General features: G+C 73.9%; 17 protein-coding genes. 11 read left to right on the top strand and 6 right to left on the bottom strand.

The genetic code is table 11. The annotated features are described in order from the left end of the window. Positions 1 to 12 precede the first annotated feature (12 nt). Both ABZY31_RS20640 and ABZY31_RS20645 read right to left on the bottom strand, forming a co-directional pair. Entirely contained in the window at positions 13 to 1347 is a 1335-nt protein-coding gene (locus ABZY31_RS20640) for an MFS transporter (protein ID WP_356412414.1), read from the bottom strand. A gap of 69 nt (positions 1348 to 1416) precedes the next feature. Then, entirely contained in the window at positions 1417 to 2448 is a 1032-nt protein-coding gene (locus tag ABZY31_RS20645) for a hypothetical protein (protein WP_356412415.1), read from the bottom strand. 96 nt (positions 2449 to 2544) lie between these two features. Here ABZY31_RS20645 and ABZY31_RS20650 point away from each other — a divergent pair, with 96 nt between their 5' ends. From ABZY31_RS20650 to ABZY31_RS20660, 3 genes are all read left to right on the top strand, one after another. Next, positions 2545 to 2997 (top strand): DUF4442 domain-containing protein, encoded by a 453-nt coding sequence (locus ABZY31_RS20650; protein WP_356412417.1) that lies wholly within the window; start codon positions 2545 to 2547, stop codon positions 2995 to 2997. Positions 2998 to 3147: 150 nt separating this feature from the next. Next, on the top strand, positions 3148 to 5664 hold the full coding sequence (locus tag ABZY31_RS20655; RefSeq protein ID WP_356412419.1) for a glycoside hydrolase family 3 N-terminal domain-containing protein: 2517 nt from the start codon (positions 3148 to 3150) through the stop codon (positions 5662 to 5664). A 59-nt stretch (positions 5665 to 5723) separates the two neighbouring features. Next, entirely contained in the window at positions 5724 to 6389 is a 666-nt protein-coding gene (locus ABZY31_RS20660; RefSeq protein WP_356412443.1) for a DedA family protein, read from the top strand. Between the two features lie 55 nt (positions 6390 to 6444). Here ABZY31_RS20660 and ABZY31_RS20665 read toward each other — a convergent pair whose 3' ends face one another. Next, the gene (locus tag ABZY31_RS20665; protein WP_356412420.1) at positions 6445 to 6990 is read right to left on the bottom strand and encodes a gamma carbonic anhydrase family protein; all 546 of its coding nucleotides are present in this window, start codon (positions 6988 to 6990) and stop codon (positions 6445 to 6447) included. Between the two features lie 201 nt (positions 6991 to 7191). Between ABZY31_RS20665 and ABZY31_RS20670 the strand changes: the two genes are divergently transcribed. Next, complete coding sequence (locus ABZY31_RS20670) at positions 7192 to 7932, top strand: acyltransferase (protein WP_356412445.1); 741 nt, start codon at positions 7192 to 7194, stop codon at positions 7930 to 7932. An 83-nt stretch (positions 7933 to 8015) separates the two neighbouring features. Here the strand turns inward: ABZY31_RS20670 and ABZY31_RS20675 are convergent, their stop codons facing one another. Next, positions 8016 to 8420, bottom strand: a complete 405-nt coding sequence (locus ABZY31_RS20675; RefSeq protein WP_356412447.1) for a CoA-binding protein — start codon at positions 8418 to 8420, stop codon at positions 8016 to 8018. 97 nt (positions 8421 to 8517) lie between these two features. On the opposite strand from ABZY31_RS20675, the gene ABZY31_RS20680 reads away from it, so the two are divergent. The 6 genes from ABZY31_RS20680 (at position 8518) to ABZY31_RS20705 (ending at position 16570) form a co-directional block, all read left to right on the top strand. Then, positions 8518 to 9144 carry a YigZ family protein gene (locus ABZY31_RS20680; protein WP_356412422.1) on the top strand — a complete coding sequence of 209 codons (627 nt, stop codon included), beginning with the start codon at positions 8518 to 8520 and terminating at the stop codon, positions 9142 to 9144. Positions 9145 to 9275: 131 nt separating this feature from the next. Continuing rightward, a complete protein-coding gene (locus tag ABZY31_RS20685) occupies positions 9276 to 9719 on the top strand; it encodes a hypothetical protein (protein WP_356412423.1) in 444 nt (147 codons plus the stop codon). 7 nt (positions 9720 to 9726) lie between these two features. After that, entirely contained in the window at positions 9727 to 11580 is a 1854-nt protein-coding gene (locus ABZY31_RS20690) for an alpha/beta hydrolase (protein ID WP_356412425.1), read from the top strand. 139 nt (positions 11581 to 11719) lie between these two features. Continuing rightward, the gene (locus tag ABZY31_RS20695) at positions 11720 to 12145 is read left to right on the top strand and encodes a hypothetical protein (protein ID WP_356412427.1); all 426 of its coding nucleotides are present in this window, start codon (positions 11720 to 11722) and stop codon (positions 12143 to 12145) included. A gap of 205 nt (positions 12146 to 12350) precedes the next feature. Next, positions 12351 to 13535: an exonuclease SbcCD subunit D gene (locus ABZY31_RS20700; protein ID WP_356412429.1), complete on the top strand. Its 1185-nt coding sequence runs from the start codon at positions 12351 to 12353 to the stop codon at positions 13533 to 13535. Next, complete coding sequence (locus ABZY31_RS20705; protein WP_356412431.1) at positions 13532 to 16570, top strand: SMC family ATPase; 3039 nt, start codon at positions 13532 to 13534, stop codon at positions 16568 to 16570. The genes ABZY31_RS20700 and ABZY31_RS20705 overlap by 4 nt, the downstream gene beginning before the upstream one ends. On the opposite strand, the gene ABZY31_RS20710 is transcribed toward ABZY31_RS20705, so the two are convergent. Then, on the bottom strand, positions 16560 to 17006 hold the full coding sequence (locus ABZY31_RS20710) for an Lrp/AsnC family transcriptional regulator (protein WP_356412433.1): 447 nt from the start codon (positions 17004 to 17006) through the stop codon (positions 16560 to 16562). The two genes, ABZY31_RS20705 and ABZY31_RS20710, sit on opposite strands and share 11 nt — an antisense overlap. A 94-nt stretch (positions 17007 to 17100) precedes the next feature. On the opposite strand from ABZY31_RS20710, the gene ABZY31_RS20715 reads away from it, so the two are divergent. After that, positions 17101 to 17622, top strand: coding sequence for a rhodanese-like domain-containing protein (locus ABZY31_RS20715; RefSeq protein ID WP_356412435.1), 522 nt, complete (start codon positions 17101 to 17103; stop codon positions 17620 to 17622). A gap of 84 nt (positions 17623 to 17706) precedes the next feature. On the opposite strand, the gene ABZY31_RS20720 is transcribed toward ABZY31_RS20715, so the two are convergent. After that, a complete protein-coding gene (locus tag ABZY31_RS20720; RefSeq protein ID WP_356412437.1) occupies positions 17707 to 19404 on the bottom strand; it encodes a DUF885 domain-containing protein in 1698 nt (565 codons plus the stop codon). Positions 19405 to 19634 lie beyond the last annotated feature (230 nt).

The following is a 19634-nucleotide window of genomic DNA, read 5'->3' on the forward strand; positions in this document are numbered from 1 at the left end:
GCGGCCGGCGCGTCAGTCGCGGGCCGGGGCGGCGGGTACGGCGGCGCCGCGCGCGCCCTCCGGGGCGTCGGCGGGCCGCGGCCCGGCCGGCACCAGGGCCGCCGCGGGCCTGCGGGTCAGCCGGCGCACGTCGGGGACGGCCAGCACCGCGGCCGTGACGATGACGACGAGGGCCGCGCAGCCCCACAGCGCTCCGGTGCGGCCGAAGGCGGATTCCGCCGGGCCCGCGAGCGCGGTGGCGAGCGGCAGCATCGAGACCGAACCGAACCAGTCGTAGGCCGAGACCCGGGAGAACTTCTCCTCCGGGATCTCCTGGTGCATCGTGGTCATCCAGTTCACGCCGAACACCTCGATGGCCAGGCCGCTGACCAGCATCACCGCGCACAGCCCCCACGTCGGCAGCGGGACCGCCAGCGCCGCCGACGGCATCGCCAGCGGGAACACGCAGAGCGTCCCCACCAGCAGCAGCCTGCGCGGTTTCCAGGCCATCATCAGGACCGCTCCGGCGATCGTGCCCACCCCGAAGGCGGCCAGCGCCAGACCCCAGGGGGCCGGTCCGCCGAGCCGCTCCCGGGCGACCAGGGGCCCGTAGACCGCCTCGGCCGCGCCGACGACGGCGACCACCACGGAGAACTGGAGCACGATGCTCCACAGCCACGGGCGGCTGCGGAACTCCACCCAGCCCTCGCGCAGGTCGGCCAGCAGGCTGCCGCCGGGCTTGCGCGGGGCGATGTCACCGACGTCGAGGAACGCCCGCAGTGCTCCGGCGAGCGCGAAGGCGACCGCGTCGACCGCGAGGACCCAGCCGGGGCCGAAGGCGGCGATCATGGCGCCGCCGAGGGCGGCGCCGCCGATCCCCGCGCCGTTGACCGCCATCCGGAAGAGGGCGAAGGCCCGGTTGGCGTGCTCGCCGGAGACGCTGGAGAGCAGCATGCCCTCGGAGGCCGGGCTGAAGAAGGCGGTGCCGGTGCCGCACAGCGCGGTGAGCAGCATCATCTGCCACAGCTGCGGGTCCCCGGCGAGGACCAGCACGGCGAAGGCGGCCTGCGACACGCAGTTGAGGGCGTTGGCCGCGACCATCACGTGGTGGCGCGGTATCCGGTCCGCGAGGGCGCCGCCGATGAGCAGGAAGAGGACGAGGGGGAGCGTACGGGCCGCGGCGACGAGGCCGACGTCCCCGCCGGAGCCGCCCGCCTCCAGCACCGCGAAGGAGGCCGCGATGAGCGCGCCATTGCTGCCGAGGTGGGTCACCACCGCCGCGCCGGTCAGCAACGTGTAGTTGCGGCCCGCCCACGCGGGACGGCGACGGCGTGCGGACGGAAGCCCGGGGGCGCTGCGGTAGCTCACCCCCGGACTATCCCCGTCCCGGGCCGGGAATCCAAACGGATATCCGGACCGGGAGCGGGACGCCGTGGATCATCCGGTGGTGAGCCGGACCGAGCTGAGGATCTTCTCGTAGACCTCGGGCTTGACCTCGTCGGGGACGTTGGCCGCGCCGTAGAGGACCCAGCTGGAGAAGTCGCCGTTGGCGGTCTTGAAGCTGAAGGCGATGGACTTGCCGTCGCTGTCGCACTTGTTCTTCTTGGGCAGGCCGCTGACGCTCGCCGTGGCCATGTGGCCCTTGAGGCCGGAGAGGGTGGTGTACTCCTTGGCCGCGACCACCTTTGTGGTGCCCTTCGGCGCCTTCTGCGCGTAGGCGGCGAACACCCAGTTGCCGGCCTCGTTGTAGGCCGCCTCGGCGGTGTCCTTGGCGCCCTGGCCGCCCTTGGTGCCCGTGGTGGCCAGCGAGGTCTTCTCCTCCTTGCCGTTCTTGTCGGAGTCGTCCTTGCACCACTCCTCCTTGTACTCCGCCGGAGCGGAGAGGCTGATGAGGGGGGAGCCGTCGTTCTTGGACTCGTCGGTGATGCCGTAGGACATGCCCGAACCCGCGACCTTCCAGTCCGCCGGGACGTCGAAGGCGGTCCCGTACTTCGGGTTGACGACCACCTTCCAGCCCGGGATCACGGGGGCGACGTCGCCGCCCGCGCGCGGGTTGCCGGTCGGCGGGGGCGGCGCCACCGGGGAGACCGGGGCGGAGGAGGCGGCGGCGGGTTTGTCGTCGGCCACGTCCTTCTTGTCGTCGTCCCGGGTCAGGACGAAGGCGCCGGTGGCGGCGGCCGCCACCACGACCGCGGCGGCGGCCACGATGGCGACGGTCTTCGTCGCGAAGGGGCTCGAACCCCGGCCGCCCTGCGGCGGCTGCCCCGGGTGGGGCGGTGTCTGGCCCCACGGCTGAACCGGAGGGGGCTGCTGGTAGCCCGGCTGCGGGTACCCATAGCCGGGCTGCTGCTCTGCGTACCCCGGCTGCTGGTACGGATTCGGTTGTCCCGGCTGCTGCTGGTACGGGTTGCTCTGCGCGTCCTGCGGGTTCTGCTCGCCCCCGGGCGGCTGCTGCTGTCCTGGCCACATGGCCGGTAACGATAGTGGGAGCCGCTCGCGGGGACCACGGCCGGTCCCTTCAGGGCTCTGGCCAAGCTCATCTACTGACGGGTAACATCGCGTTCCATGAGCGCAGACCAGATGAACGTGGGCGAACTGCTCGCCGCGACGGTGCCGATGGCCCGGACCCTGAACCTCCAGTTCCTGGAGACCACCCCCGAGCGCGCGGTCGTGCGCCTGCCGGACCAGCCCGACTTCCACAACCACGTCGGCGGCCCGCACGCCGGCGCCATGTTCACCCTGGCCGAATCGGCGAGCGGCGCGATCGTGCTGGCGGCCTTCGGAGAGCAGCTCTCCCGCGCCGTCCCGCTCGCCGTCAGGGCCGAGATCGGCTACAAGAAGCTCGCCAAGGGCGTCGTCACGGCCACCGCCACCCTCGGGCGCCCGGCCGCCGACGTGATCGCCGAACTCGACGCGGGCGGCCGCCCCGAGTTCCCGGTCACCGTCGCCATCCAGCGCGAGGACGAGGCCGTGACCGGCGAAATGACAGTCGTCTGGACCCTGCGCCCCAACGCGTAACCCCCGGACCGCCCCGGGGTGCGTCCCATCAGTGGAAGGGCGCGCCCCCGAGGGCGCGCCCACCGCGGGGCCCCGGGCGCCGTGGCGCACAGTGGCCCGGGGCGGTCCGGCGCGGACCGCCCCGCCCACCGGCGCTTCCAGGGAGCCCCCATGAGCGAGGCCGTGTCCCGCCGTACCGCCATCAGGCTGCTCGGGGCGGGCGCCGCCCTCGGCGCGGCGGGCTGCGTCCCCCAGGTGCCCCCGGCGGCGGGGGCCCGTACCCCGGTCCGCGCGGCCGGGGCCGGAGCGCTCGCCCGAAGCGGCGGCTCGGCCCGGGTCGACGCCCTGCTGGAACGGCTCACCCTGGACGAGAAGACCGCGCTGCTGCACGGCGCCGCAGACCCCGCGCCGCTCGGCCAGGCCGGCTACCTGCCGGGCGTACCGCGCCTCGGCATCCCGCCGCTGCGGCTCGCCGACGGACCGGCCGGGGTACGGGTCGCCCGCCCCGCGACCGCGCTGCCCGCGCCCGTCATGCTGGCCTGCGCCTTCGATCCGGCCCTCGCCCGCGCCTACGGCCGCGTCATCGGCCGCGAGGGCCGCGCGCTCGGCCAGGACGTGCTGCTGTCGCCCATGGCCAACCTCATCCGCACCCCCTGCGCGGGCCGCAACTTCGAGACCTTCTCCGAGGACCCGCGGCTGACCGCCGACCTGGTGGCCGAGGTGGTCCGCGGCATCCAGGACGAGGGCCTGATCGCCACCGTCAAGCACTTCGCCCTCAACAACCAGGAACAGGGCCGCGACACGGTCGACGCGATCGCCGCCGAACAGACCCTCCACGAGACCGAACTGCGCGGCTTCGAGGCCGCCGTCGGCGCCGGAGCAGGCGCGGTGATGGGCGCCTACAACAAGGTCAACGGCACCTACGCCTGCGAGAGCAAGCCGCTGCTGGACGACGTGCTGCGCGGCCGCTGGGGGTTCGACGGATGGGTGATGTCCGACTGGCGGGCCACCCACAGCACCGTCGCCGCGATCACCGCCGGCCTCGACATGGAAATGCCCGCCGGCACCCACTTCGGCGACCCGCTGCGCGAAGCGGTGCGCGCCGGGTCGGTGCCCGAACACGCCGTGGACCTCGCCGTCCGCCGGATCCTGAGCACCATGGACCGCTTCGGCCTGCTGGCCGCGCCCCCCGCGCCGCGCCCGGCCCGCGACCCCGCCGCCGGCGCCCGGGTCGCCCGGCAGGTGGCGGTCGCCGGAGCCGTCCTGCTGCGCAACGAGCAGGCCGCCCTGCCCCTGACCGGGGCCGCCGCCCGCTCCCTCGCCGTCATCGGGCCCACCGGCCGGTTCCCCTTCGTCAGCGGGGGCGGCAGCGCCCACGTCGTCCCCGAGCGGGACCGGGCCGCGAGCCCGCTGGCCGCCCTCCGCGCCCGCGCCGGCAAGGGCGCCGACGTCCGCTACGCCCTCGGCGAGGACCTGTACGGCCGCCCGCTCCCCGCGGACCTGCTCACCCCGGCCACCGCCCTGGACGACCGGGCCGTGGACGCGGGCCGGGACTACCACTACGACGGCACCTTCACCCTCCCCGAGGCCGACGAGTGGACCCTGCTCGTGCACTACACCGGCGCGCGGCCCGAGGTGCGCCTCGACGGCGAGGAGGTCTTCCCCGTGCGCCAGGGCGTGGCCGAGCACTTCGCGGGCGGGCTGCTCGGCGCGGCCCCCGACGGGCTCACCGTGCGCCGCCGCACGCTCGCCCTCGCCGCAGGCGCCCACCGGCTCACCGTCGGCGCCCGCGGCGGCGACCGGGGACAGCGCTTCCGGCTGCGCCACACGACCCGGGCGAGCCGGGCCGCCGACGTGGCCGAGGCGGTGCGGGCGGCCAAGGCGGCCCACAGCGTGGTGCTCTTCGCCTACGAGGACGCCACCGAGGGCAGCGACCGCACCGGCCTGGCCCTCCCCGGCGGCCAGGAGCGGCTGATCGAGGCGGTCACCGCCGCCAACCCGCGCACCGCCGTCGTCCTCAACACGTCCTCGTCGACCACCATGCCGTGGCTGGCCCGGACCGCGGCCGTCCTGCAGATGTACTACCCCGGCCAGGAGGGCGCGGGCGCCACCGCCGACGTGCTGTTCGGCGACGCGGACCCCGGCGGCAGGCTCACCCAGACCTTCCCGGCCGAGGCGCACGCCACCCCGGTCGGCGGCGATCCGGTGCGTTACCCCGGCGTCGGCGGACGCCAGGAGTACGGCGAGGGTGTGCACGTCGGCCACCGCTGGTACGACGCGCAGCGGGTGGCCCCGCTCTTCCCCTTCGGGCACGGGCTCTCGTACACCACCTGGCAGTACGGGAAGCTGACCGTACGGCCCCGGGGCGACGGACTGCGGGTGGAGTTCACCGTCCGCAACACCGGCCGCCGCGCGGGCACGGACGTGGCGCAGGTGTACCTCGGCCCCTCGCCGGACCTGGCGCTCGACCAGCCGGTCCGGGTGCTCGCCGGCTACCGGCGGATCGCCCTGGCGCCCGGCCGCTCCCAGCGGATCGCCGTGGACCTCGACGCGCGCACGCTGTCGTCCTGGGACCCGGGGCCCCGCGCCTGGGCGCTGGGCACCGGGCGGCGGGAGGTCTGGGTGGGCCGCTCCTCGCGGGAACTGCCGCTGCGGGCGGCCGCGGTGGTGCGTGCGGTGGCCCGGTAGTCTGGCGGGCCGGTGCGCCACAGGGGGTGCGCCGGACCACGCTGCGGGAGGACGTACCGGTGCACATCCAGGAATGGCTGGAGACCATCCCGGCGATCAGTGTCTACCTGCTGGTGGCGGCCGTCATCGGGCTGGAGAGCGTGGGCATCCCGCTGCCGGGGGAGATCGTCCTGGTCAGCGCGGCCCTGCTCGCCTCGCAGAACGGCGCCATCGACCCGGTGGTCCTCGGCGCCTGTGCGAGCGCGGGCGCGATCGTGGGCGACTCGATCGGCTACGCGATCGGGCGCAAGGGCGGCAAACCGCTGCTGGCGCGGCTCGGGCGGCGCTTCCCGCGGCACTTCGGGGAGCACCACGTCGCGATGGCGGAGCGGTCCTTCGAGAAGTGGGGCATGTGGGCCGTCTTCTTCGGTCGGTTCGTGGCGCTGCTGCGGATCTTCGCGGGTCCCCTGGCGGGCGTGCTGCGGATGCCGTACTGGAAGTTCCTGACCGCCAACGTGCTCGGCGGCATCATTTGGGCGGGCGGTACGACGGCCGTCATCTACTACGTCGGCATCGTCGCGGAGGCCTGGCTGAAGCGGTTCTCCTGGCTGGGGCTGGTGGCGGCCGTGCTGATCGGCCTGGCCTCGATGCTGATGCTGCGCAGCCGGGCGAAGAAGGCCGAAGCGGCCGCGGCCGCGGCCGCGCAGCCGGCACCGGCGCCCGACGCGACGGTCGCGGCTGACTGAGGCGGGGGTACGGGCGAGGGCTCATCCCCCGCCCGTCCCGGGTCCGGTCGCGGTATCAGGCCGAGCCCTCGGCCGCGGCGCGGTGCTGCTGCGCCAGCTCGACGTACATCGTCGCGTTCAGGCGGATGCCCGCCCGCTCCTCCTCCGTCAGGGGGCGCCGGACCTTCGCCGGGACGCCCGCGACCAAGGAGCCCGGCGGCACGACCATGCCCTGCGGGACCAGCGCCTGGGCCGCCACCAGGGAGCCCGCGCCGATCACCGCGCCGTTGAGGACAGTCGCCCCCATCCCGATCAGGCAGTCGTCCTCGACGGTGCATCCGTGCACCACCGCGTTGTGGCCGATGGAGACCCGGTCCCCGATGGTGACGGGGAAGCCGGGGTCGACGTGGACCGTGCAGTTGTCCTGGACGTTGCTGTCCGCGCCGAGCACGATCGGTCCGCAGTCGGCCCGCAGGACCGCCGAGTACCAGACGCTCGCCCCGGCGCCGAGGGTGACGTCGCCGACGACGACGGACGTCGGCGCGGTGAACGCCCCCGGGTCGATGTCCGGCTTCTTCCCGCCCACACCGGCGACGAATGCCTGGCCCGCCTGAAACGTCATGTGCTCTCTTCCTCCGCTTCGGATGCCGCGCTCCCCGCACCGTAGGGCACGCGGCCGGCCGCTCCGCCGATGGGGTGAAGATCACAGGAGGGCCGCCCGGACGCCCGGCGCGCGGCCCACTACCGTGGCCGGGTGCCGAAGAACAGAAACACGTTCTCATCCGTCTCGCGCCCGTCCGCCGCCTCCGTCTCGCCCGCGGAGATCCGGACGGCCCTGGATGCCCTGCGCCGCCGGGCCGCGAGCCGGATCGTCCACGCCGGCTGGCGCTGGGCGCAGCGCGCGGGAGCGGTCACCGCACAGACCCCCGGCCGGCTGCGCTTCGGCGCCATCGGCCACGGCACCCGCCTCGCCTTCCCGCAGGGCACGGTCTTCGGCGAGCGCTGGATCCACCTGGGCGACTACTGCATCATCGCCGAGCAGGTCACCCTGACCGCCGGGATGATGCCCGACCTCGACCTCGGCCGCGATCCCGTCCTGGTCCTCGGCAACGGTGTGGTGCTCGGCCGGGGCAGCCACGTCATCGCGGACACCCGGATCACCATCGGCTCGGACACCTTCTGCGGACCCGGCGTCTACATCACCTCCACGAACCACAGCTACGACGACCCGCACGAGCCGGTCGGCAAGCAGTGGCCGCGCAGCGCACCGGTGGAGATCGGTCCCGGCTGCTGGCTGGGCACGGGCGCGGTGATCCTCCCCGGCGCCCGGCTCGGCCGCAACGTCGTGGTGGCGGCGGGCGCCGTCGTACGCGGTGAGGTGCCCGACCACGCGGTCGTCGCGGGGGCGCCCGCGCGGATCGTCCGGCGCTGGGAACCGGAGACCGGCTGGCAGCCGCCGCTGCGCACCCCGGCGCCCGTGCCGATACCCGAAGGGGTGACACCGGCGCAGTTGCGCGCCCTGGAGGAGGCCGAACGCATCGCCGAGTCCCGCAGGATCCCGTAGGGGGAACCGGCCGGTTGCGCGGGGAGCGCCGGGGCCCCGGGCCCGGCGCTCCCCGGCCTGCCCGCGGAGTCAGGGGTTCCGGCTCAGAGCGCCGGGATCTCGATCGCCGGGCAGCGGTCCATCACCATGTCCAGCCCCGCGGCGGTGGTCCGGTCGAAGGCCTCCTCGTCGACCACGCCCAGCTGGAACCAGACGGCCTTGGCGCCGGCCGCGACGGCCTCGTCGGCGACCGGACCGGCCAGCGAGCTGTTCACGAAGACGTCCACCACGTCCACCGGGAACGGGATCGCGGCGAGCGAGGGGTAACCCTGCTCCCCGTGCACCGTTTCCGCCTTCGGGTGCACGGGTACCACCCGCTTGCCGAACCGCTGGAGGACCCGGGCCACGCCGTGGGCGGCGCGGTCGCTGTTGTCCGACAGCCCCACCACGGCCCAGGTGTCGCCGTGCTGGGTGAGTATCTTGCGGATGGTTGCCGGGTCGCCGTACACGCGCGCCGCCTCCTGCTCGTGCGGACCGGCCGGGTGCCGCTCCGCACCCCGCTTCAACAGGCAGGACACCTGTCCGATTCCCCTTAGGGTGGAGCGGGTGAAGGCAGACCAGTACGCCACGGTGGCCCGCGAGGGCGTCCACGAGTCCGAGATCAACCGCTCGCGCTTCCTGTGCGCGCTGGCGCCCGCCGCGACCGAGCGCGAGGCGCAGGACTTCGTCGCCCGCATCCGCAAGGAGCACCCCACCGCCTCGCACCACTGCTACGCCTACGTCATCGGCGCCAACGCCGCCGTACAGAAGGCCAGCGACGACGGCGAACCGGGCGGCACCGCCGGCGTGCCCATGCTCCAGATGCTGATGCGCCGCGACATCCGCTACGCCGTCGCCGTGGTCACCCGCTACTACGGCGGCGTGAAACTCGGGGCCGGCGGCCTGATCCGGGCGTACGGCGGCGTGGTCGGCGAGGCCCTCGACGTGCTGGGCACCGTCACCCGCCACCGCTACCGGCTGGCCACCGTCACCGTCGACCACCAGCGCGCGGGCAAGACCCAGAACGACCTGCGGGCGACCGGCCGCACGGTGATCGACCTGCGCTACGGCGCCGCCGTGGAGATCGAGATCGCCCTCCCCGAAGCCGACCTGCCCGCCTTCGAGGCGTGGCTCGCCGACAGCACGGCGGGCAGCGCCACCCTCACCCTGGGCGGCGAGACGTACGCACCCTGAACGGGTCTGTGTCCTCGGCCCGGTTGCGGGCTGCGGCGATGTCGGCGATCACCCGGCTCGGGCCTCGGGTTGATGTTCGTAAGATGACCATTTGATCATCACGTCGGAGATTCACGGGGGTTCGGGTGAGCATGGCGTCCTTCGACACGGAGTGGGCGGGGCTCAAACAGGGAACGGCGGCCGGGGCGCACATGCGACTGGCCAGTGCCACGTCCGACGGTGCCGGCGGCGGCGGGTCCGATGCGGATCTGAAGTCGGACATGGCGGTGTGGAAAAGGGGGAGCGAAGACGTCGGCCTGCTCGTGACGGGCGTCAGGAAGGCCCTCACGGAGTTCGAGAACGGTCAGAAGGGCGCGGCCGTGAGCGGCGTGGAGAGCGCTGCGGCGCAGCAGGAGCTGTACCAGTCGTGGAAGGGGTACCTCGACGGGCTGGTAGGCAAGTGCAGCGCGCTGCAGGGGCCGATGCTGTCCGCCGGCAAGGGGCAGGTCGCCAATGACGAGGCGCTGCGCGGTGACTTCGCGCGGATGAACGAGCAGTACAAGGACACGCCGGCCACCGGCGGCGGGGGCCGGTGAGCGGGGGATGGACTACGCGACGCTAAAGGCGCTGAAGCCGTCGGAGTTCACGGAGGCGGGCGACGGATACCAGTCGGTCAGTGCCATGGCCGACCACGCGTACGGGAACGTGGAGGGCCAGATCACGGCGCGGCTGCGCGAGGGGTTGAGCGGCAAGGCCTTGGAGGCGGCCCTGGAGCAGTTGCGGGGCCTGGCGAAGAACTTCCATTACACGCAGGTCGAGTGCGGGCTCGCCGCGACGTCGTTGAACGCACTGGCGGCGGCGTTGACGGAGGCGAAGCGGAAGCTGGACGCGGCCGTGGCGGACGCCGAGGCCCTGAAGTTTTCCGTGGGCGCCGACGGGTCGGTCAGCTACCCGCCCGCCGGAACGGAGAAGGACGGCAAGCTGCCCGACGGCGGCACCGTCTCCGGCAGCGCCGCGGGCAAGCCCTCCGGCAACGTCGTCGACCCGGCTCGTGACGCCGGTGACCTTTCCGCGGCCCTGCAACGCCAGGCCGCGAACATCCACCCCAACCCCCACTTCGGCAAAGCCGTCGAGTTGGCCAACCGGATCGCACAGGCCGTCGCCGAGGCCACCGAAGCCGACACGCAGTGGGCTCCCCGACTCCGTCGGCTCAAGGCCGACGACGACCTCGTCGTCTCGGACTCCGACTGGACCGACGTCCAGTCCGACACGACCGACGTCCGCGCCGGGGCCAAGGACTACCTGGGGCACATCAAGGCCCCGCCCGCGGACGGGGACCCCCGGGCCAACGCCGAGTGGTGGAAGGGGCTCTCGGCGGACGAACAGGCCGCCTACACGTCCCTGAACGGCTCGCAGGTCGGTGCGATGGACGGACTGCCCTCAGTGGTGCGCGACGAGGCCAACCGCACCGTGCTCGCCGAGAAGCGGGCGGAGTTCCAGATCAAGCTGAACGCCATCCCCCCGCAGCCGCAGAAGTACGTGCCCTCGGGGCAGAGCTACCCCGCGGTGGTGCGCAATCCCGCCTGGACCGAGTGGGACGAGAAGTACGCCAAGGACAAGGAGTTCCTGGAGAAGAACCTCAAGGGCATGAACGCCATCCAGGCCCGGTTCGACTCGACGGGCAAGGAAGGGCTGCCAGAGGCCTACCTGCTCGGCCTGGACACCAAGGGCGGCGGGCGGGCCATCGTCGCCAACGGCAACCCGGACACCGCCGACCACACGGCAGTGTTCGTCCCGGGCACGTTCACCAGCATCACCAAGACCGAGGACTACATCCACCACATGAGCGAGTTGTGGAAGGAGACCCACGCCCGGGTTCCCGGCCAGGACGTGTCCACCATCACCTGGATCGGCTACGACGCCCCGCAGAGCATCGTCCCCGAGGCGATGAAGGAGCACTACGCCGATACCGCAGCGCCCGACCTGAACCGATTCATGGCCGGTCTGGAGAACCTCCAGGGAGGCGACGAGGCGAGCCACACCACGATCATCGGCCACAGCTACGGCAGCACGGTCCTCGGAGCCGCCTCCAACGCGGGGGATCTGCGGGCCGACGACATCATCGCCGTCGGTAGTCCGGGCATGCTCGTCGAGCACGCGAAGGACCTCGACGCGGGCGAGGGCCACGTATGGTCCCAGGCGGCCGGCACGCTCGACGACCAGGTACCTCTCGGTGGCAAGGTCGCGGGCTTGGGCGGCCCCACCGATTGGTGGGAGGAGCTACTGCCGTTCGGCACCGTATGGGGATCGAACGTACCCTCCGACGAGGCCTTCGGGGCCAATATCATGGCGAATGACGCCGACAGCCACACCGACTACTGGAGGGACCACTCCTTGAGCATCGAAAACCAGGCGAACGTGGTCGCGGGCCAGTACGACAAGGTGCGACGTGGCTGACCCGGGGCGGGCCGCTCGGGGCGGCCGGATCGCCAGAACGATCAGGGCGGCGGTTCTCGCCGTCGTTCTCGCAGGATTGCCGTCCTTGCTGTCTGTGGGGTGTTCGAACGTGAAGGATCTCAGCTACACGCCGGTCAGGATGGATCCTGAGCCGGCACGCAAGAAGACCAAGCAGGTCTCCAGCGCTCTGCTGGAGCTGGCCGGGGTCAAGGGCAAGGTGACCGAGCCGGGGCCGAGCCTCTCGCGCTGCCGCGAGTACGGCGACGACCTGTTCTCCATGTCGCACCCCTGGTCGGTGTACGAGATCTCCGACGAGCAGGTCGACACCGGCATGCAGAACCTGCGCAAGGCGCTCGGCGAGAACGGCTGGCAGATCACGAAGGACGGCAAGGCCGCGAGCGAGGCGCAGGATCCCGAGATCTACGCCGAGAACAAGGCCGAGCGGTTCGCCGTACACGTCACGGGCAGCAGGAAATCGGCGACCGGCAAGCCGATGCTCCTCTTCAAGGTCGTCTCCCTCTGTTACCGCGCTGCCTCCGCCTCCTCCCTCGACGGCGAGTACTGACCCCCGACGGCCGTGCCGAGCCCCGGGCGCGGCCGTCGGCAACGGCAGGAGCAACGGCCCGCGGCCGCGACGCCAGATCCGAGGTACAGGGGTGGATCACGCGGCGCCATGCGTTAGCGTGGCAGGCGTTGACGGCGAGCCCCGTACTGGTTCGTGCTGGTTTTTGAGCCGTAGTAGGGGTAAACGTGCAGGTCAGGACGGTATCGTGAGATTCCTGCACACCTCCGACTGGCATCTCGGGCGGGCCTTCCACCGGGTGAACCTGCTCGGCGCCCAGGCCGCCTTCGTCGATCACCTCGTCGCGACCGTGCGGGAGCGCGCGGTCGACGCCGTGCTCGTCGCGGGCGACATCTACGACCGGGCCGTGCCGCCGCTGCCCGCCGTCGAGCTGTACGACCAGGTCCTGCACCGCCTCGCCGACCTGGGCGTGCCCACCGTGATGATCTCCGGCAACCACGACTCCGCCCGCCGCCTCGGCGTGGGGGCCGGGCTGATCGGCCGGGCCGGGATCCACCTGCGGACCGACCCCGAGGGGTGCGCCGACCCCGTCGTGCTGAGCGACGTACACGGCGACGTCGCGCTCTACGGGCTGCCCTACCTCGAACCGGCGCTGGTCAAGGAGGCGCTGGAGGCGCCGAAGGTGAGCCACGAGGCGGTGCTCGGCGCCGCCATGGACCGGATCCGCGCCGACCTCGCCACCCGCGGCCCCGGGACCCGCTCCGTCGTCCTCGCCCACGCCTTCGTCACCGGCGGGCAGCCCAGCGACAGCGAACGCGACATCGCCGTCGGCGGAGTCGAGTCCGTGCCCGCCTCCGTCTTCGACGGCATCGACTACACCGCCCTCGGCCACCTGCACGGCTGCCAGACGATCAACGAACGGGTCCGCTACTCCGGTTCCCCGCTCGCCTACTCCTTCTCCGAGGTCCACCACCGCAAGACGATGTGGCTGATCGACCTCGGCGCCCCCGGCGAGAGCCCGGTCGCCGAGCGGATCGACACCCCCGTGCCGCGACCGCTGGCCCGCATCCGCGGCCCCCTCGAAGAACTTCTGGAGGATCCGGCGCTCGCCGGCCACGAGGGGGCCTGGGTCGAGGCCACCCTCACCGACCCGGTGCGGCCCGACGACCCCATGGCCCGGATCACCGCCCGCTTCCCGCACACCCTCAGCCTCGCCTTCGACCCCCAGGGCCGCGAGGAGGACGACGGCGCCTCCTACGCGCAGCGCCTCAAGGGCCGCAGCGACCAGGAGATCGCCGAGGACTTCGTCACCCACGTCCGCGGCGGCGGCGCGGCCGACGAGGGCGAACGGGCCGTCCTGCGCGCCGCCTTCGACGATGTGCGCGTCGCCGGCGCACTGCCCGGCGACGGGCATCCGGAGGGGAGCCGATGAGGCTGCACCGGCTCCACATCACCGCCTTCGGACCCTTCGCCGAACCCCAGGAGATCGACTTCGACGCGCTGTCCGGCGCCGGGATCTTCCTCCTGCACGGCCCCACCGGCGCGGGCAAGACCTCCGTCCTCGACGCGGTCTGCTACGCCCTCTACGGCTCCGTCCCCGGCCCCCGCCAGGCCCCCGGCACCAGCCTGCGCAGTGACCACGCCGCCCCCGAGACGGCCACCGAGGTCACCCTCGAACTCACCGCGGGCGGCCGCCGCCTGGAGATCACCCGGCGCCCCGAGCAGCCCCGCCCCAAGAAGCGCGGTACCGGCACCACCCGGGACAAGGCCCAGAGCCTGCTGCGCGAACACCTCGGCGAGCGCGGCTGGCAGGGGCTCAGCCGCTCCCACCAGGAGATCGGCGAGGAGATCGAGCAGCTGCTCGGCATGAGCCGCGAGCAGTTCTGCCAGGTGGTGCTGCTGCCCCAGGGCGAGTTCGCGCGCTTCCTGCGCGCCGACGCGGAAGCCCGGGGCCGGCTCCTGGGACGGCTCTTCGACACCCGCCGCTTCGCCGCCGTCGAAGCCCTGCTCGCCGAACGGCGCCGGGCCGCCGAGGCCAAGGTGCGCGCGGGCGACGAGAAGGTGCTCGGGACGGCGCAGCGGCTCGCCCAGGCCGCCGGGGACTGCGCCGACCTGCGCGCCTGGCCGCTCCCCGCCCACCAGCCCGGCGACCCCGGGCTCGCCGAAGCGGTACGGGCCTGGGCGGCCGTGGCCCGCTGCTCGGCCCGCGAACGGCTGACCGTGCGCGAGTACGCCCTCACCGCCGCCGAGCGCCGGCACGCGGCGGCCCGCCGCGCCGCCGAAGAGGCCCGCGAACTCGACCGGCTCCAGCGCCGCCACGCCGAAGCCGTCCACCGCGCCGCCGTCCTCGCCGAGGCCGCACCCGAACGGGAGCGGGTCCGCGCACTCCTCGACCGGGCCCGCCGGGCCGCCCTGGTCGCCCCGGCCCTCGACCTGCGCGACGCCGCGGCCGCCGCTCACCGGGCCGCCGCGCACGCCGTCGACGACGCGCGCCAGCGGCTGCACACCGACCTCGCCGAAGCGGGCGCGGAGCAGCTGGCCGCCCTCGAACAGCGTCTGCGCGGGGAACTCGGCGCGCTCGGCGCCGCCGTACGCGCCGAACAGCGCAGCGCCGACATCTCCCGCGAACGCGCCGCCCTGGAGCGCGAATCCCGCGCCGCCGAGGAGCAGCAGCAGGAGTCCGCGGACTGGCTGGCCCGCTGGGAACCCACACGGGCCGCCCTGCGCGCCCGCGTCGACGCCGCCCAGCAGGCCGCGACCCGGGCCGAGCACCTGGCCGGCCGGCTGGAGCCCGCCCGGCTGCACCTGGCCGCGGCCCGCCGCCGGGACGCGCTCGCCGCCGAGGCCGAAGCCGCCACCGGCGAGCTGCTCTCCGTACGCGAGGAGTCCGCGGCCGCCCGGGAGCGCTGGCTGGAGCTGAAGGAGACCCGGCTGCGCGGGATCGCCGCCGAACTCGCCGGGGCGCTCGTCGCCGGGGAGCCCTGCGCCGTGTGCGGCTCGGCCGACCACCCGGCGCCCGCCCGGCCCGCCCCGGGCCACGTCGACCGCGCCGCCGAGGACGCCGCCCACGCCCGCTTCGAGCAGGCCGAGGAGCGGCGCGCGGCGACCGAGCGCGGGCTGGCCGCCGTCCAGCAGGCCCGTACCGAGGCGGCCGCCGCCGCCGGGGACGCCACCACCGGCGAACTCCTCGCGCGGACCAGGGAACTGACCGACCTGCACGCCGCCGCCCACGCCGCGGCGGCCGGCCTGCACGGAGCCCGCGAACAGCTCGCGCACGCGGAGCGCGAACACGCCACCCGCAGCGCGGACCGCCTCGACGCCGAACGCCGGATCGCCGCCCGCGCCTCCCGCCGCGACGTCCTGGACGAGGAACAGCAGGCGCTGGAGGAAGAGCTGACCCGGGTACGGGCGGGCTCGGCCAGCGTCGCGGAGCGCGCGCGGCTGCTGGAGAACCGGGTCCGGCTCGTCGCGGACGCCGCCGCCGCGCTGCACCGCGCCGACGCCGCCGCCGAACGCCTGAAGGAAGCCGACGGGCGCCTCGCCGACGCCGCGTTCCGGGCCGGTTTCGACACCACCGCGGCGGCCGCCGACGCGGTGCTCTCCGCCTACGAACACAGCAACCTGCAACACCGCATGGACGCCTGGCAGGCCGAAGAGGCCCTGCTGGCCGACCGGTTCGCCGAAGCAGACGCCGTCCGGGCGGCCGCCGAGGCGCCCGCCGACCCGCGCGCCGCGGGGGAACGCGCCGAACGGGCCGCGGCCCGGCTGCGCACGGCCGCCTCGGCCGCCGACGCGGCCCGGCTGCGCTGCGCCGAGCTGGACCGGCTGTCCCGGCAGGCCGAGAGCGAGCTGCGCGCGCTCGGTCCGCTGCGCGAGGACTACGAGCGGGTGGCCGCGCTGGCCGGTCTCACCGCGGGCACCTCCGCCGACAACGAGCGCAAGATGCGCCTGGAGGCCTACGTGCTGGCCGCCCGGCTGGAACAGGTCGCGGCGGCCGCGACGGTACGGCTGCTGCGCATGTCCGGCGGCCGGTACACGCTCGTCCACTCCGACGCCCGGGCGAACGGCCGCGGCCGCTCCGGCCTCGGCCTGCACGTGGTCGACGCCTGGACCGGCAGTGAGCGGGACACCGCGACCCTGTCGGGAGGCGAGACCTTCTTCGCCTCCCTCGCCCTCGCGCTCGGTCTCGCCGACGTGGTGACCGACGAGGCCGGCGGAACCCGCCTGGACACCCTCTTCATCGACGAGGGCTTCGGCAGCCTCGACGAACAGGCCCTGGACGAGGTGCTCGACGTACTCGACTCGCTGCGCGAGCGGGACCGCAGCGTGGGGATCGTCAGCCACGTCGCGGACCTGCGCACGCGGGTCCAGACCCAGCTGGAGATCGTCAAGCAGCGGGGCGGTTCCGCGGTGCGCCACCACACGGGCGGCGCGCCCCGGCCGAGGACGCCGCGGGTCACGGACTGAGCGGCCGCCGGGGCAGCGGCGAGGAGTAGACCACGCTGGTCGTCACCGCGCCGAGTCCGGAGATCCTGCCCGTGACCTCCTCCAGGTGCGCCATCGAGCGGGCCACGACCTTGAGCACGAAGCAGTCGTCGCCGGTGACGTGGTGGGCCTCCAGGATCTCCGGCGTGGCCTCCAGCAGAGCGTGGAACGGCTTGTAGTTCCCGTGCGGATAGCGCAACCGCACCAGCGCCATGATCGCCTTGCCGAGCCGCTGCGGATCGACGACCGCCGTGTACCCGGTGATCACGCCCGCCTCCTCCAGCCGCCGGACCCGCTCGGTGACCGCGCTCGGGGACATCGAGACGGCGCGGGCCAGCTCGGCGAAGGTGGCGCGGCCGTCCGCCTGGAGGGCTTCGAGGATGCGCCAGTCGGTGGCGTCGGGGGAATAGCCGGGCATGGTGCAGATGTAGCAGGGGAAACCACGGCCCGACAAGCGAAAGCCAGGGGAATCCCACTTCCGGAGATGATCACCCGCCCATAGATTCTGAGCCATGACGACGACACAGCAGCCCACCGCCGGCCCGGCCACCACCGCCCCCAACCCGGTCCTTCGGGTGCCCCCGGCCGCTCCCGCCGCGGCCGCCGCCTACTTCGCCGCCAGTCTGGCCTTCCACGCGGACGTCTCCGACGTCGCCGGCGCCCTCCGGGCCCACCGCGAGCAGGGCGCCGCACTCGGCTTCCAGATCGTCGACTCGCGCTCCACCCCGTCCTGGGACCAGGCCCACGTCCCCGGCGCGGTCCACCTGCCGACGGCCCTCGTCCCGGAGCAGGCCGAGCGGCTCCTGGACAAGGACCTGCCCGTGGTCACCTACTGCTGGGGCCCCGGGTGCAACGGCGCCGCCCGCTCCGCCCTCGCGCTCGCCCGGCTCGGCTTCCAGGTCAAGGAGATGCTCGGCGGCATCGAGTACTGGATCCGCGAGGGCTTCGAGGTCGAGACCTGGCAGGGCACCGAGCGGCGCGCCGAGGCCGACCCGCTGACCGCCCCCACCGACTCCGACGACTGCGGCTGCTGACGCCGGGCCACGACGACGGGCCGCCCGCTCCCCGGTGGGAGCGGACGGCCCGTCATCGCGCCTCGTCGGCCGACGCGGCGGCCGTTACAGCTTGGACAGCTCGTCCACCAGGTCGTCCAGCCCCAGCGAACCCTGTGACAGCGCCGCCATGTGCCAGGCCTTCAGGTCGAACGAATCCCCGTGGGCGGCGCGGGCGTTGTCCCGGCCCAGCAGCCAGGCGCGCTCGCCCAGCTTGTAGCCGATCGCCTGGCCCGGCATCGAGAGGTAGCGGGTCAGCTCGCTCTCGATGAAGTCTGCGGGCCGCCCGCTGTGCAGGCCGAAGAACTCCTGCGCCAGGTCCACGGTCCAGGTCTCGCCCGGGTGGAACGGCGAGTCCGCCGGGATCTCCAGACCCAGGTGCATGCCGATGTCGACGATGACCCGCGCGGCCCGCATCATCTGGCAGTCCAGGTAGCCCAGGCGCTGCTCGGCGTCCGTCAGGTAGCCCAGCTCGTCCATCAGGCGCTCCGCGTACAGGGCCCAGCCCTCGGCGTTGGCGCTGACGATGCCCACGGTGGCCTGGTAGCGGGAGAGCTGGTCCGCCACGTGGGTCCACTGCGCGAGCTGCAGGTGGTGGCCCGGAACGCCCTCGTGGTACCAGGTCGAGACCAGGTCGTAGACCGGAAAGCGGGTCTGCCCCATGGTCGGCAGCCAGGTGCGGCCCGGGCGCGAGAAGTCCTCCGAGGGGGAGGTGTAGTACGGGGCCGCGGCGCCGCCCGCCGGGGCGATCCGCGACTCCACCTTCCGCACGCGCTCGGCGAGTTCGAAGTGGGTGCCGTCGAGGTTCTCGATGGCCTCGTCCATGATGCCCTGCAGCCAGGCCTGGACCTCTTCGACGCCCTCGATGTGGGTGCCGTGCTCGTCGAGGTGGCGCAGCGCCTCCCAGGGACCCGCGCCGGGCAGGATCTTGGCCGCCTCGGTCTTCATCTCGGCGAGCAGCCGGTGGTACTCCGACCAGCCGTAGGCGTACGCCTCGTCCAGGTCCAGGTCGGTGCCGTTGAAGTAGCGCGACCATCGGGCGTAGCGCTCGCGGCCCACCGGGTCCGGCGCGCCCTTGACGGCCGGGGCGTACACGTCGCGCATCCAGTCGCGCAGCGAGACGACGGCGGCGTTCGCCTCCTCGACGGCGGCGTCGAGCTCGGCCCGCAGGCTCTCCGGGCCGGCCGCGGCGAAGTCGGCGAAGAAGCCGGGGCCGTCGCCGTCCTCACCGGCCCAGGTGCCGAGCTGGCCGATGAAGGTGGCGGTGGGGCGCGGGCTGCCGAGCAGGCCGCGGTCCAGACCGAGCTGGAGGCACTCGCGGTACCCGGCGAACGCGGCGGGAACCGCGCGCAGGCGCTCGGCGATCGCGGCCCAGTCCTCGTCCGTGTCGGCCGGCGTCAGGGTGAAGACCTCGCGGACGCTGTGCACCGGCGAGTGGATGTTGCTCACCGCGCGCAGGTCCTCGTCGGCTTCGTGCACGGCGAGTTCGGCGGTCAGGCGCTCGCGCAGCAGCCGGGCGCAGCGGCGCTCGGCGTCACTGTCGCCGCCCGGGAGCCGCTCGGCGGCGTCGAGCCTGGCGAGGGTCTTGCGGGCGAGTTCGGCGGAGGCCTCGCGCCCCGCGGGCGAGAAGTCCGGAAGTTTCGCGGAACTCGCGGCGACACCGAGGTAGGTGCCGGTGATCGGGTCGAGTGCGATCAGGTCGTCGACGTACGCGTCCGCGACCTGGCGGGGCAGCTGGTTACCGCTGTGGAGGGTGTCTGGCATGCGGACATCTTCGTACGGAAGACCCGCCCGCGTCACTAGCGTTCGCTGTCAGCAGCCTGACGCGGGCGGGAACGGCGGGGTGCGGTCCCGCGCGCGGAAGACGGCCGTGGTGCGGCGAGGACGACGCCGCGCCCGCCCCCCGCCCGGGCCGGGCGGCGCGCGCCCCGGGGCGGGGGCCCCGCCCCGCGCCCCCCCCCCCCCGCGGGGGCCGCGGCGGCGCACGGGGCGGC

It is taken from the genome of Streptomyces sp. NPDC006529 (assembly GCF_040611795.1).
Taxonomy (GTDB): Bacteria; Actinomycetota; Actinomycetes; order Streptomycetales; family Streptomycetaceae; genus Streptomyces.